14 protein-coding genes are annotated in these 13,518 nt (G+C 70.7%); 8 read left to right on the top strand and 6 right to left on the bottom strand.

Features of this window, described 5'->3' with window-relative positions; translation table 11 throughout:
- Positions 1-3 precede the first annotated feature (3 nt).
- Entirely contained in the window at positions 4-435 is a 432-nt protein-coding gene (locus tag ABQ271_RS14355) for a GIY-YIG nuclease family protein (RefSeq protein ID WP_349309403.1), read from the bottom strand.
- 452 nt (positions 436-887) lie between these two features.
- Here ABQ271_RS14355 and ABQ271_RS14350 point away from each other — a divergent pair, with 452 nt between their 5' ends.
- Positions 888-1,466, top strand: a complete 579-nt coding sequence (locus tag ABQ271_RS14350) for an NAD(P)H-dependent oxidoreductase (RefSeq protein ID WP_349309402.1) — start codon at positions 888-890, stop codon at positions 1,464-1,466.
- Between the two features lie 18 nt (positions 1,467-1,484).
- On the opposite strand, the gene ABQ271_RS14345 is transcribed toward ABQ271_RS14350, so the two are convergent.
- Positions 1,485-2,894 (bottom strand): carboxylesterase family protein, encoded by a 1,410-nt coding sequence (locus ABQ271_RS14345; RefSeq protein WP_349309401.1) that lies wholly within the window; start codon positions 2,892-2,894, stop codon positions 1,485-1,487.
- 354 nt (positions 2,895-3,248) lie between these two features.
- Here ABQ271_RS14345 and ABQ271_RS14340 point away from each other — a divergent pair, with 354 nt between their 5' ends.
- A complete protein-coding gene (locus ABQ271_RS14340; protein WP_349309400.1) occupies positions 3,249-3,521 on the top strand; it encodes a hypothetical protein in 273 nt (90 codons plus the stop codon).
- Between the two features lie 250 nt (positions 3,522-3,771).
- Here ABQ271_RS14340 and ABQ271_RS14335 read toward each other — a convergent pair whose 3' ends face one another.
- The 3 genes from ABQ271_RS14335 to ABQ271_RS14325 all read right to left on the bottom strand — a co-directional run bounded on the left by ABQ271_RS14335 (position 3,772) and on the right by ABQ271_RS14325 (position 6,564).
- Positions 3,772-4,515 carry a hypothetical protein gene (locus tag ABQ271_RS14335; protein ID WP_349309399.1) on the bottom strand — a complete coding sequence of 248 codons (744 nt, stop codon included), beginning with the start codon at positions 4,513-4,515 and terminating at the stop codon, positions 3,772-3,774.
- A 62-nt stretch (positions 4,516-4,577) separates the two neighbouring features.
- Entirely contained in the window at positions 4,578-5,882 is a 1,305-nt protein-coding gene (locus ABQ271_RS14330; protein WP_349309398.1) for an ATP-binding protein, read from the bottom strand.
- Positions 5,883-5,886: 4 nt separating this feature from the next.
- On the bottom strand, positions 5,887-6,564 hold the full coding sequence (locus ABQ271_RS14325) for a response regulator transcription factor (protein WP_349309397.1): 678 nt from the start codon (positions 6,562-6,564) through the stop codon (positions 5,887-5,889).
- 177 nt (positions 6,565-6,741) lie between these two features.
- Here ABQ271_RS14325 and ABQ271_RS14320 point away from each other — a divergent pair, with 177 nt between their 5' ends.
- Genes ABQ271_RS14320 through ABQ271_RS14310 form a run of 3 tightly spaced genes read left to right on the top strand, consistent with a single transcriptional unit; the run spans position 6,742 to position 10,221 of the window.
- Positions 6,742-7,881, top strand: a complete 1,140-nt coding sequence (locus ABQ271_RS14320; protein WP_349309396.1) for a thiamine pyrophosphate-dependent dehydrogenase E1 component subunit alpha — start codon at positions 6,742-6,744, stop codon at positions 7,879-7,881.
- On the top strand, positions 7,878-8,861 hold the full coding sequence (locus ABQ271_RS14315) for an alpha-ketoacid dehydrogenase subunit beta (protein WP_349309395.1): 984 nt from the start codon (positions 7,878-7,880) through the stop codon (positions 8,859-8,861). Before ABQ271_RS14320 ends, ABQ271_RS14315 begins: the two co-directional genes overlap by 4 nt.
- Positions 8,862-8,886: 25 nt before the next feature.
- Positions 8,887-10,221 carry a dihydrolipoamide acetyltransferase family protein gene (locus ABQ271_RS14310; protein ID WP_349309394.1) on the top strand — a complete coding sequence of 445 codons (1,335 nt, stop codon included), beginning with the start codon at positions 8,887-8,889 and terminating at the stop codon, positions 10,219-10,221.
- Between the two features lie 16 nt (positions 10,222-10,237).
- Here ABQ271_RS14310 and ABQ271_RS14305 read toward each other — a convergent pair whose 3' ends face one another.
- A complete protein-coding gene (locus ABQ271_RS14305) occupies positions 10,238-10,666 on the bottom strand; it encodes a BLUF domain-containing protein (RefSeq protein WP_349309393.1) in 429 nt (142 codons plus the stop codon).
- Positions 10,667-10,856: 190 nt separating this feature from the next.
- Between ABQ271_RS14305 and ABQ271_RS14300 the strand changes: the two genes are divergently transcribed.
- Genes ABQ271_RS14300 through ABQ271_RS14290 form a run of 3 tightly spaced genes read left to right on the top strand, consistent with a single transcriptional unit; the run spans position 10,857 to position 13,512 of the window.
- Positions 10,857-11,807: a metal ABC transporter solute-binding protein, Zn/Mn family gene (locus ABQ271_RS14300; RefSeq protein WP_349309392.1), complete on the top strand. Its 951-nt coding sequence runs from the start codon at positions 10,857-10,859 to the stop codon at positions 11,805-11,807.
- On the top strand, positions 11,804-12,616 hold the full coding sequence (locus ABQ271_RS14295) for a metal ABC transporter ATP-binding protein (RefSeq protein WP_060916214.1): 813 nt from the start codon (positions 11,804-11,806) through the stop codon (positions 12,614-12,616). The genes ABQ271_RS14300 and ABQ271_RS14295 overlap by 4 nt, the downstream gene beginning before the upstream one ends.
- On the top strand, positions 12,613-13,512 hold the full coding sequence (locus ABQ271_RS14290; RefSeq protein ID WP_060916213.1) for a metal ABC transporter permease: 900 nt from the start codon (positions 12,613-12,615) through the stop codon (positions 13,510-13,512). The genes ABQ271_RS14295 and ABQ271_RS14290 overlap by 4 nt, the downstream gene beginning before the upstream one ends.
- Positions 13,513-13,518 lie beyond the last annotated feature (6 nt).

Here is a 13,518-nt window from a genome sequence, read left to right as displayed (position 1 = left end):
CTGTCATGAAGACAGGCGCCGGTACGCGTCGCCGAGCCACCGGTCGTACGCCGCCCACGGCTCACCGACCCGGGCTCGTACGGCGTCGACGTGCGCGGCCAGCGCGCCGGTGAGGGTGAACCACTCGCCGCCCTCGCGCAGGTCGGCGAACTCGACGTGGCGCTCGTGCTCCACGCGGCGATCGCCGGGTTCGAAGGCGAGCAACTCATCGTGCATGATCGCGGCCAGTCGGCGCCGCGGAGTCGCCGAGGTCCCGATCTTCACGCGGTCCCGATAGCGGAGGTAGTAGACGACGTCGATGCGTGGGCGGGGGAGGTCGGCGTCGGGTGCGTCGCCGAGCCGCCACCCGCATCGGTCGCAGTGCCAGGCGCCACTCTGCCGCTCCCCGGACTCACCCGCGCAGACGCGACACGGGAACGGAAGGGATGCGGGCACGCGCCCATCCTCGTCGCCGTCACCGACACGGATGAGTCCCCGGGCCGGAACCGCGGGGGGAGGGCGGCTCAACGGCCCGGGGCTCTCGGATGCATCGCCGTGACGAACGGAGAAGCGATCCCGCACCGACACCCGGGGGCTGGGTTGCCGGGAACGATACGCCCGCGGCCGTCGGAGCGGAAGCCTCGAATGGCGAACCCGGCTGGGGTGAGGTTTCCCCTGACCCCAGCCGGGTCGTCGCGCTGTAATGTGCCCGCACGCAGGAACGCCTGGAATCCCCCAGAAACCAGCCGGGTGCGGGCTCTCCCAGCTCCCCAACTGTTGGTTTACAGCAACGCACAATCTAGGCCGACCCGCGTGGCTCCTTGTCCCCCTTTCGGGGGACAAGGGTGATGTGGTAAAAGTTCCCGCCGCCCGGCGGAGGCGCTCTCCGCACGTTGGAGAATGGACGGATGTCCACGCTGATCGTTGTCGCACATCCCGATCCGACTTCTCTCACCCACAGCGTCGCCGAGCGCCTCGTGGGCGCACTTCCGTCGGACCAGGTCGAGCTGGCGGACCTCGCGGCCGAGGGGTTCGACCCCCGGTTCACGCTCGCGGACCGACACTCGTTCCGGGTCGCGGGGGAGTACCCCGACGACGTCGCGGGAGAGATCGCGCGTGTCGAGCGCGCCGACCAGCTCGTCCTCGTCTTCCCCGTCTTCTGGTGGTCGATGCCCGCACTCCTGAAGGGGTGGATCGATCGCGTGTTCGCCAACGGCTGGGCCTTCGGGGTCGGCGAGGGGAGCGGCATCCGTCCGGGCCTCGGGCATCTCACCGCGCACCTCGTCCTCCTCGCGGGATCCGACGCCGGCCTCTACGACCGGCGGGGCTACCACGTCTCCGTGGAGACGCAGATCGGCACCGGCATCCTCGACTACTGCGGCATCCAGCGCGGGCTGACGGAGTTCCTCTACGACGCGGATGCCGGGGCTTCTGACGCCGACATCGACACCGTGGTCGAGCGGGTCGCGGCTGCCATCCGCGGCTGAGCGACCGGCGGCATCCGCTCAGCGGAACGCGTCGACGACCTCCGCGCGGCGCTGGGGCGCCGTCTGCGACACGGCGTCGAACACGCGGGTCGTGCGAGACCCACCGAACGGCGCCCAGCCGGGGTCGCCCGTCCGGATGAACGACACCCACGCGCTGTGCATCTCGGCAGCGAGGTCCTGAGGGGCGTCGGTACCGGAAAGCGACTCCGCGTCGGGACCGTTCACGCGGCCGAACGCGAAGGCGATCTCGACGGCGTGCGCCGCGAGAAGGTCACGGACCGGGCTCTGCCACGCGAATTCGTACACGAACGTCCGGCGGGGGCGGGCCGTGGCGAGACGCGTCGCCGGCGCCCGGAGAATCTTGTCGCTCAGCGCTTGGCCGAGAGCTTCGGCCCCGCGGAACCCGGCCGCCCGCGCTGAACGCATCGCTCCAGGCGGGATCCGGGCCAGCAGGCTGAGGCCGGCCACCTTCAGGGGCCCGAGTTCGGCGAGCGCGGTCGGGCTCAGCCACAGTCGGTATTCGTCGGTGTTGGTCCCGATGAGGATCGGAGCCGCGACATCCGCCAACGCCTCCTCGGGCAGGCGAGGCACCGAGTCCGCATCGAGACTGAGCGCGAAGCCGCCCGTCGGCACCGGCGATGACCTCCGCGCCAGCTCCAGCCGCGCGTCGACCAGCCGCTGCGGACTGACCGCAGCGAACGCCTCACGGGTGACCGGGATGCCGAGGTGCTTCGCGATCGCCCGGGTGACGCGGCCGGCCCGCTCCGGCGAGGAGGCATCGAGCGGACCGGATTGGATGATCGCGCCCTGGACGCGCTCGCCGATCCGGGGGAGCGCCAGGGCGGCGGCGACGAGGGCGCCACCCGCCGACTCGCCCATGAGGGTGACCCTCTCCGGATCGCCGCCGAACGCCTCGATCTCGCGGTGGACCCATTCGATCGCGGCGGCGACGTCCAGCAGCCCCAGGTTCCGGGGAACTCCGTCGAGCACCGAGAACCCTTCCGCGCCGAGGCGGTAGTTCAGCGACACGAAGACGACTCCGTCGTTGGCGAAGGTCGTGCCGTCGTACCCCTCGAGGGCAGCGGTGCCCCGCTCGAAGGCGCCGCCGTGCACCCACACCACGACGGGCGCTGACTCTGCATCGGTGGGGGCCCAGACGTTGACGGTCAGGATGTCGTCGCCCGCGATCTCGACGCTGCTGAAGAGCTTCGCCGCCTCCCCCTGATAAGGGCTCTGCGGCGCGGTCGGCCCGAATGACGTCGCATCGCGCACCCCGTCCCAGGGCCGCACCGGCGCGGGTGCGGCGAAGCGGCGCTCTCCGAACGGCGGCTCCGCATAGGGGATGCCCAGGAAGCGGCGGATGCCGTCGGTCTCCGCGCCGGCGACGGTACCCGTCGTGAGGGTGACGTGGGGGGAGAGGTCAGGCATCCGCATCCTTCCGAGACCGCGCCCGAGAGTGGCGCGGATTTCATCGTGACATTCGAGCCGATGCGGCCGGGCCGGCCGCGGTGCTTTCACGGCGGGATGCAACGGAATCCATCGATGCGCCGTCGTCGAGCGGTCTGCGACTGCTAGCGTCCGAACATGCGACGACGCTCTCTTCTTCTTATCCTCACCGCCGCTGCGCTGGCGCTAACCGGGTGCACCCCCGGCGGCCAGGAAGCCGCGGGTCCGACGCCTTCCGCCTCTGTCGAGGCTCCCAAGCCCGGTGCGACACCGTCGGCAACGCCCGCTCCTCCGCAGCTCAGCGCCGCCGACAGGCAGAGCGCGAGGGAGAACTGCATGGCGAAGGCTGCCGCGTCAGGTCCAGGGCCCGCCGCGCAGATCGACCGGTCAGAGCTGACGCCCGAGAACATGCGCGTCGCCCTCCGACCGGACGACCAGTGGTATCTCGTGATCCCGATGCAGGACCCGAAGAATGCCGATGGGATGGATCAGCTGCAGTGTCTGCTGACCCCGGATCTTGCCGCGACAATTGCCGTCGTTCGCGCGATGCCCGACCCTGACGACTTCGACGAATGGGCGAACGCCCGCGAGCCCCGCGGCGGAGCCTGACCCGCCCGCCGCACATCGCGGCAGGCGAGCGGTGCGCCCAGCTCTGCCCGCCGTTCCCCTGTCGCAACACGCCGCCCCGCGTTGCACATTGCGACAGGCGAAGCCCGCCGGCGCCTCGCGCCGCGGCGGCGGATGCACGACACCCGCCGGCGGTGGATCTCGCCAGCGGGCAGTCGCACCGGGAACGCGCGCGGGCGCGGATCCCGAAGGACCCGCGCCCGGAGCGAGGATGCCGCGCGGCGGCATCCGGTCAGTCGTCGAGTTCGGTCGCCAGAACCTTTCCGGAGGCGTCGAGGGTGACCTCGACGATCTTGCGGTCGCCCGTGAGGATCGACACGTCGAACGGTGAACGGTTGTCGTCGTCCGCGTCGATGTCGATGACTCGTCCCGGCTGCTCCGCGAGCGCCGCGTCGATCATGGTCGAGAGCGTCGTCGCGTCGAGCACGTTCTTCGGCGCACGGTCGCCTGCTTCGGCGGGCTCGGTCTCGCTGACGACGGCCGTGCCGTCGGCGCCCACGCGCACCTCGGTTTCGGCGCCGTCGGCGGCGGTCAGGGAGACGTCCCAGCTGCCGTCGCGGTTCGCGTCGATTCCGGTCGGCGCGCCCTTCGCGACGCCCGTGGCCGCATCGGCGATCGCCGAGAGGTCGCTCGCGCTCGCGGCGCCGAAGTCACCGGATGCCGCAGCGGGAACGTCGTCGTCGGTCTCGGTGTCGTCGGACACGTCGGTCGTCGTGGTGCTGCCGGTCGAGGCCACGTCGGAACGCTGGCTCGAGGAGACGCTGTCGAGCTGGTCGTCGCGGTCGTCCGCCATGGCGGAGCCTGCGGCGACGCCGCCGCCCATGAGCAGCAGCGCGCCGAACGCAGCGCCGCCGGTGACCAGGGCGGTGCGTCCGCGCCGCTTCGGAGCGGCAGCCGGAGCCTCGGCGATGGGCGTCATCGGAACGGTCGCGTCGGTGGTGGGCGTGCGGTCGGGGGTGGTGTTGTTCTCGCTCATGACCCCAGAGTGCCGAGCGGGTACTGAAGCTGACCTGAAGCGACCTGAAGCGCCGTTCAGGTTCAGTCGGATGCCGGCAGTCGCACGGTGAAGCGCGCGCCGCCCAGCGGCGACTCGCCGACCGAGACCGTGCCGCCCGAGGCTCGCACCACGCCCGCGACGATCGCGAGGCCGAGGCCGCTGCCCCCGGCATCCCGCGCCCGTCCTTCGTCGAGGCGCACGAAGCGCTCGAATACGCGCTCCCGCTCCTCGGGCGGGATGCCGCCGCCGTCGTCGTCGACCGTCAGCACCGCGTGGTCGCCGTCGCGGGCGACCCCGATCGCGATGCGGGATGCCGCGTGTCGGGCCGCGTTGTCGGCGAGGTTGCGGGCGATCCGCCCGAGCAGGCGCTCGTCGCCCGAGACCTGCGCCGCGCTGATGGCGGAACCGTCGACGGTGACGCCCGCGGCGCGCAGGCGCGACACCTCGGCGAGGGCGAGATCGTCGAGGTCTACGGTTCCCCGGCGCTGCGGCCCCTGTTCGTCGAGCCGTGTCAGCACGAGCAGGCCGTCGACGAGGTCCTGCATCCGCACGCCCTCCTCGGCGACCACCTCGGCGAGATCGTCGAGCGTCGTCGCGTCGGGGTGAGCCCGCGCGAGTTCGGCGTGTTGGCGCATGGTGGCGAGAGGCGAGCGCAGTTCGTGCGAGGCATCCGAGACGAATCGCCGCTGCGCCGTCGCGGACGCGTCGAGCCGGTCGAGCATGCGGTTCATCGTGATCGCGAGCGCCGCGATCTCGTCGCCCGACGACGGTTCGGGCACACGCCGATCGAGTCGATCGGCGGTGATGTCGTCGACCTCCCGGCGGATCCGGCCGACCGGCCGCAGTGCACGGCCGACGACCCACCAGGTGACGGCCGCGACGACGAGGACGACGAGAAGAGTGGATGCCGCGAGCAGCCACGCCACCGTCGCCAGCGTCGCCTCGTCACCGTCGACCGAGGCGGCGAGCACGATCCGGGTGTCCGCGTCGTCGTCGACGTCCTCCACGACGATCACGACGGGCTCGCCGTCGTACGTCACGACCTGCCCCTCGCGATCGGCGGGAAGGGTGCCGTCCTCCGCATCCTCGGATGCGGCGACCACCCGTCCGGAGTCGTCGATCACCTGCACGATGTCGTCATCGAGGTCGGCGATGCCTGCCGTCCCGGATGCCTCGACGCGCTGCGCGAGCTCCGTCGCCCGGGTCTCCGCCGCGCGCACGGTCGCATCCCGTACCTCCGCGCTCAGCACGGCGCTGAACCCGACCGACGCGAGCACCATCACGACGGCGACGATGAGGGTGGCGGCGGCGGTGATCCGGGCGCGCAGCGACCTGAGGAACGGCATCCGCTCAGCCACCGTCGGCCGCCAGGCGGTAACCGGCGCCGCGCACGGTCTCGATCGCGTTCCGCTCGAACGGGCGGTCCAGCTTGCGGCGCAGATGCCCCACGTACACCTCGACGATGTTCGGGTCGCCCTCGAAATCGTCGTCCCAGACTCCCGCGATGAGGTCGCGCTTGGAGACGACCTGCCCCTTGTGGCGGATGAGGTGGAGGAGAACCGCGAACTCGCGGGACGTCAGCTCGATCGGGGTGTCACCGCGGCGCACGCGGCGCGCGGCCGGATCCACGTGCAGGTCGCCCGCCTCGAGGGCGACCGGGCGTTCGACTCCGCCGCGGCGGATGAGAGCTCGGAGCCTCGCGACGAGCACGGGGTAGGAGAAGGGCTTCGTGACGTAGTCGTCGGCACCGGCATCGAGGGCGTCGACCTGGTCCCACTCGCCGTCCTTCGCCGTGAGCATGAGGACGGGCGTCCAGTTCTCCTCCGCGCGGAGTGCTTCGCACACCTTCCAACCGCTCATCCCCGGCATCATCAGGTCGAGCACGATCGCGTCGTAGGTCGTCTCGCGCGCGCGCCAGAGTCCGTCGACGCCGTTGTGCGCGACATCGACCGCGAAACCCTCGGCCTCGAGGCCACGTCGCACGCCGTCGGCCAGGCGCACCTCGTCGTCGACCACCAGAACTCGCATGCGCCCAGTGTGACGTGCCCGCGCTGAAGCCGCGCTGAAGCCCCGCCCGCGGGCCTCGCGCCGCGGCGACGGATGCCGCCCCGCGCGGCGCTCGTTGTCCCGAACGCACCGCGAATCGCGGCATCCGTTGTCGACCTCATGCAGAACCGGGGATGCGTCGGGGTTTAGCGTGGGAGGGTGACCCCCTCGTTCGAGGCTCCGGCCGAAGCATCCGACGTCGTCCGCGTCCTCGCCGCCGACGGTTCGTACGCCCCCTCCCCGACGGCGGAGCGCTACCTCCCGCTGATCGACGCGCTCACCGACGCTGAGCTCGAGACGTTCTACCGCGACATGGTCGTGGTGCGCGCCTTCGACCGGCAGGCGACCAACCTGCAGCGGCAGGGCCAGCTCGCGCTGTGGCCGCCGTCCCTCGGGCAGGAGGCCGCGCAGGTCGGCTCGGTGCGGGCGGCACGCGCACATGACCACGTCTTCCCGTCGTACCGAGAGCACGTCGTCGTGACGACGCGCGGCGTCGACCCGATCGACATCATCCGGTTGATGCGTGGCCTCACGCACGGCGGCTGGAACCCGGCCGAGCACCAGAACACGCACCTCTACACCCTCGTCCTCGGCGCGCAGACCCTGCACGCGACGGGCCTCGGCATGGGTCTCGTCTTCGACGGACGCACCGGCACCGGCGACCCCGAGAAGGATGAGGCGGTCATCGTCTACTACGGCGACGGCGCCTCCAGCCAGGGCGATGTCCACGAGGCGATGGTCTTCGCGGCGAGCTACAACACCCCGCAGGTCTTTTTCCTGCAGAACAACCACTGGGCGATCTCGGTCCCCGTGTCGACCCAATCGCGCGTGCCGCTCGCTCGCCGCGGCGAGGGCTACGGCATCCCGTCGGTCCGCGTCGACGGCAACGATGTGCTCGCCAGTTACGCGGTCAGCAAGCTCGCGCTCGATGAGGCCCGCTCCGGCGCCGGCCCTCGCGCGATCGAGGCGCTGACCTACCGGATGGGCGCGCACACCACGAGCGACGACCCGACGAAGTACCGCACGAGCGACGAGGAGCAGTCCTGGGCCGAGCGCGACCCGATTGCGCGCATGCGGGCGTTCCTGCAGAACCGTGGCGCCCCGGCATCCTTCTTCGACGAGGTGGATGCCGCCGCCGCCGCCTACGCCGACGACGTGCGCGTGCGCACCAACGCCCTCGGCGACATCCCGACCGAGATCATGTTCGACCACGTCTACGGCGACGCCCACCCGCGCGTGCAGGAGCAGCAGCGCTGGCTCGCCGAGTACGAAGCGTCGTTCGAGGAGGGGAACGCGTGAGCGACATCCAGACCCTGCCGTTCGCGAAGGCCCTGAACGCGGGCCTCCGGGCAGCGATGGCCGCGGACGACCACGTTCTCCTCATGGGTGAGGACATCGGACCGCTCGGCGGCGTCTTCCGCGTGACCGAGGGCCTGCACGCCGAGTTCGGCTCGCAGCGCGTGCTCGACACCCCGCTCGCCGAGTCCGGCATCGTCGGCACCGCGATCGGTCTCACGATGGCCGGGTTCCGTCCCGTCATCGAGATCCAGTTCGACGGCTTCGTCTTCCCCGCCTTCGACCAGATCACGACGCAGCTCGCGAAGCTGACGAACCGTCACGAGGGCACCGCGAACTTCCCCGTCGTCATCCGCATCCCCTACGGCGGGCACATCGGCGCCGTCGAGCACCACCAGGAGAGCCCCGAGGCGTACTTCGCGCACACCCCGGGTCTGCGGGTCGTCTCGCCGTCGACGCCGAACGACGCCTACTGGATGATCCAGGATGCGATCGCATCGCCCGACCCCGTCATCTTCCTCGAGCCCAAGGCCAAGTACTGGATGAAGGGCGAGGTGGATGTCGCTGAGCGCGCCCTCCCGCTCCACGCCTCCCGCGTCGTCCGCCGCGGCACGGACGTGACCCTGGTCGGCCACGGCGCGATGGTCACGACCCTGCTGCAGGCCGCCGCGCTCGCCGAGGGCGAGGGAACCTCGTGCGAGGTCATCGACGTGCGCTCGCTCGCCCCGATCGACTACGAGCCGATCCTCGAATCCGTCCGCCGCACCGGCCGCATGATCTACGCGCAGGAGGCGCCCGGCAACGTGTCGGTCGGTTCCGAGGTCGCGGCGACCGTCATGGAGAAGGCCTTCTACGCCCTCGAGGCACCCGTCCTCCGGGTGTCGGGTTTCGACGTGCCGTTCCCGCCCGCCAAGCTGGAGGGCCAGTTCCTCCCCGACGCGGACCGCATCCTCGAGGCCGTCGACCGCGTCCTCGCCTACTGATTCCGCCCACCTGACTGGAGCACCGATGAGCACGCAGACCTTCCACCTGCCGGACGTCGGCGAAGGCCTGACCGAGGCCGAGATCGTGCAGTGGCGCGTCGCGCCCGGCGACACCGTCGACGTCAACGATGTCCTCGTCGAGATCGAGACGGCCAAGTCGCTCGTCGAGCTCCCGTCGCCGTTCAGCGGCACGGTCGGCGACATCCTCGCCGCCGAGGGCGCGACCGTCGAGGTCGGCGCCGCGATCATCACCATCGCCGGTGGCGAGGGACAGCCGGATGCCGACATCGGCCGCTCCGAGCATGGTGAGAAGCCCGCCGAGGAGCCCGGTGGCTCGGTGCTCGTTGGCTACGGCACCGGTGGCGAGGTCAAGTCGCGTCGCCGCAAGCCTGCCGAGAAGCCCGTGACCCGTGCCGTGGGCGTCGTCGCGAAGCCCCCGATCCGCAAGCTCGCGCGCGACCTCGGCGTCGACCTGGCCGACGTGTCGCCGAGCGGCACCGCCGGCGAGGTCACCCGCGAGGACGTCGTCCGCCACGCCGAGCAGGCCTCGGTCTTCCGCAACATCGCGACCCCCGACCTTCCCGAGGAGCGGGAGCTGTCGATCCCGGTCGCCGCGGCCCCGGCATCCGTCTCCGCTCCGGCGGCCCCGCCCGCGGACGCGCGTGAAGAGGCCATCACCGTCAAGGGCGTCCGCAAGGCGACTGCGAACGCGATGACCTCGAGCGCCTACACGGCGCCGCACGTGTCGGTGTGGACCGACGTCGACGCCACCCGCACGATGGAGCTCGTCAAGCGGCTGAAGGCCTCCGCAGACTTCGCCGACGTCAAGATCTCGCCCCTGCTGATCTTCTCGCGCGCGGTCATCTGGGCGCTCCGCCGCACGCCGATGATCAACGCGGCGTGGGTCGAGACCGAGAACGGCGCCGAGATCCGCGTGCGTCACTACGTCAACCTCGGCATCGCCGCCGCGACGCCGCGCGGCCTGCTCGTCCCGAACATCAAGGACGCGCAGGACCTCAACATGCGCGGTCTCGCGCGTGCGCTCGAGAAGCTGACCGCCACCGCGCGCGACGGCAAGACGACGCCCGCCGACCAGCAGGGCGGCACGTTCACGATCACGAACATCGGTGTCTTCGGGATGGATGCCGGGACCCCGATCATCAATCCGGGCGAATCCGGCATCATCGCGATGGGCACGATCCGTCAGAAGCCGTGGGTCGTCGACGGCGAGGTGCGTCCCCGCTTCGTGACGACCGTGTCGGGGTCGTTCGACCACCGCGTCATCGACGGCGACGGCATCAGCCGCTTCATCGCCGACGTCGCGTCCGTGCTCGAAGAGCCGGCGCTCCTCCTCGACTGAGATCCGACGCGGGCCGTCAGTCGCGTGCGGCGCCGGCCTTGTCGTGGAACCAGTCGCCGAGGGCGTCGGCGGATTCGCGCGTCGACTCGTCGTCGCCTGGGGCAGCGAGAGAGTCGACCGCGTCGTCGGATGCGTCCCCCGGCACGGTCGGCTCGTAGCCCATCGACCAGGTCGAGTACTTGCGCTCGGACGTCTGCTCCTCGAGCAGGATGCGGACGTGCGTGTGACGCGGGTCGCGGCCGATGCGCTCCAGGAGTGCGCGAACCGCGGCATCCGGACCTTCGAGGATCTGGATGAAGTCCAGGTCGCGGTAGATCAGCATGCCCGTGATGTCGTCGCGCGAGTTGTTCGCCCGGCTCTCGGTGAGCAGATCGACGAGGCGGGCGTGGTCGAACGGCTCGACCGCGCGGCTCGCGTAGACGATGAAGGTCAGCTGCTCGGTCACGCTCGAAACCCCCCAAGGGTGTTGACGCCGGAGGGTGCGGGTGCTGTCCGACTCGACGACAGTAACACCCGGTGGGACGGTGTTCCGGCGCCTCGCGCGGGCCGATGGACGGGTCGCCGATCTGAGGAGTCCGCTGAGTGTCCCTGGGCTGAGTTTGAGAACCGTTATCAACAGGACGTACACTCAGCGCATGACCTCTCGTGTGCCCGCTCTCCTCGCCCTCGCGGCCGGATCCGTCCTCGTCCTCGCCGGCTGCGCCACGGCGACCAGCCCTGCGGCTTCCTCCGGTGACGCGACGCCGCTGAAGGTCGTCGCGTCGACCAACGTCTACGGTTCGATCGCCGAGGCGATCGGCGGCAAGGACGTCGAGGTCACCTCGATCGTCCACTCGCTCTCGCAGGACCCGCACTCGTACGAGGCATCCGCTCGTGACCAGCTGACCATCTCCGACGCCGACCTGATCCTCGAGAACGGCGCCGGGTACGACAGCTTCCTCGACTCCCTGGTCGAGGCCAGCGGCGCGAAGGCGCCGGTCCTCACTGCCGTCGAGTACTCGCACGCCTACGAAGAGGCCGACCCGGACCACGCCGACGACCACGGTCACGGCCACATCGAGGGCTTCAACGAGCACGTCTGGTACGACCCGCACACGATGGAGGACTTCATCACCGGGATCGCCAAGGAATTGGGCACGCTGGATGCCGCCAAGGCCGAGACCTTCACGAAGAACGCCGACTCCCTCATCAAGGGCATCTCCGGTCTCGAGACCTCGCTCGACGGCCTCAAGGCGAAGTACGCCGGCGAGAAGGTCTTCGTGACCGAGCCCGTGCCCCTCTACCTGGCCGCTGCCGCGGGCCTCGAGAACGCGACCCCCGAGGCGTTCAGCGAAGCCGTCGAGGAGGGCCAGGATGTCCCGCCGGCCACGCTCCTCGAAGCGACCAAGATCCTCGAGTCCGGTGACGTCCGCACCGTCATCGTCAACGCGCAGACCGGTGGGGCTGAGACGACCGAGGTCGAGAAGCTCGCGAAGGTCAACGACATCCCGGTGCTCAAGTTCACCGAGCTGGTTCCCGATGGGCTCACCTACGTCGAGTGGATGCAGCAGAACATCGACGAGCTGGCGGGTACGCTGACCCGGTGACCCGGCCCGCAACACCTCCGCTCGAGATCCGGGGTGCCGCGCTCCGTCGCGGTGGGCGCGAGCTCTGGAGCGGACTCGACCTCACCGTCGAACCGGGCGAGCTGATCGCGGTCCTCGGGCCCAGCGGCTCGGGCAAGACGACCCTCCTCCGCGCGATCCTCGGGCTCGAGGACCTCAGCGAGGGAACGATCGAGGTCGACGGCAAGCGTGTCCACCGCGCCGGCAACCGGGGCATCGGCTACCTGCCGCAGACCCGGCCGCTCCCGCGCGACACGGCGCTCCGCGGGCGCGACCTGGTCGCCCTCGGCGTCAACGGTCACCGCTTCGGTCCGCCCATCCCGCGCCGCAAGGACCGGGAACGCGTGAACGAGCTGATCGCGGCGATCGGTGCCACCGAGTTCGCGGACCGACCCGTCGGCATCCTGTCGGGCGGAGAGCAGCAGCGCCTGCGCGTCGGGCAGGCGCTCGCCGACGACCCCCGCCTGCTGCTGTGCGACGAACCGCTCACGAGCCTCGACCTCGCCAACCAGCAGGCCGTCGTCGGGCTCATCGACCGGCACCGCCGGAGCGACGCCGCAGTGCTCCTCGTCACCCACGACATCAACCCGCTCCTCGACAAGGTCGACCGGATCCTCTACATCGTGAACGGCCGCTTCACCCTCGGCAAGCCGAAGGACGTGCTCACGTCCGAGGTGCTGACCGACCTGTACGGCGCACCGGTCTTCGTGCTCGAGGCGGGAGACCGCCTGGTCGTCGTCGGCGCCCCCGATGCCGAGGCATCCCACCATCACCACGAGGACCACGCATGAACTGGGACGACATCGCCGATGCCATGTTCGGCGGGGTGCCGGTGTACGGGCAGATCCTCGCGCTCGTGCAGAACTCGGTCTGGGCCGGCGCCATCCTCGGTCTCGTCGGCGGGCTCATCGGCGTCTTCGTGCTGCAGCGCGACATGGCGTTCGCCGTCCACGGCATCAGCGAGCTCTCGTTCGCGGGAGCGGCCGCTGCCCTCCTCGTCGGCGCCGACGTCGTCACCGGCTCGATCGTCGGCTCGATGATCGCCGCCGCCCTCATCGGATGGCTCGGTGCGCGCGCGCGGGACCGCAACTCGATCATCGGCGTCCTCATGCCGTTCGGCCTGGGCCTCGGCATCCTCTTCCTCGCGCTCTACAACGGGCGGAGCGCCAACCGGTTCAGCCTGCTGACCGGCCAGATCGTCTCGGTGCAATCCGACCAGCTCACCTGGCTTGTCGTGATCTCGGCGATCGTGCTGGTCGCGCTGCTGATGATCTGGCGGCCCCTGAGGTTCGACTCCCTCGACCCGCAGTCCGCCGCCGCCCGCGGCGTGCCCACCGGGCTGATCTCGCTCGCCTTCATGCTGCTGCTCGGGCTCGCGGTCGCCGTCGCGGTGCACATCATCGGCGCGCTCCTCGTCCTCGCACTGCTGGTGACGCCTGCCGCCGCAGCCGTGCGCATCGCGAACGGTCCTGTCGCGGTGCCGTTGCTGGCGGCGACGTTCGGGTTCGTCTCGGCGGTCGGCGGCATCCTGCTCGCCGTCGCGGGCACCCTCCCCGTCAGCCCGTACATCACGACGATCTCGTTCGTCATCTACCTCGTCTGCCGCATCGTCGGCGACCGTCGGGGTCGGGTGCAGCGGACGGATGCCTCCCGCCGCACCCAGCCGGTCGCTAGCGTGCGCGCGTAGAATCCG

Origin of the sequence: Microbacterium sp. MM2322, assembly GCF_964186585.1 — a bacterium.
Lineage (GTDB): Bacteria > Actinomycetota > Actinomycetes > Actinomycetales > Microbacteriaceae > Microbacterium.
This window is presented reverse-complemented; position numbering and strand designations above follow the sequence as displayed.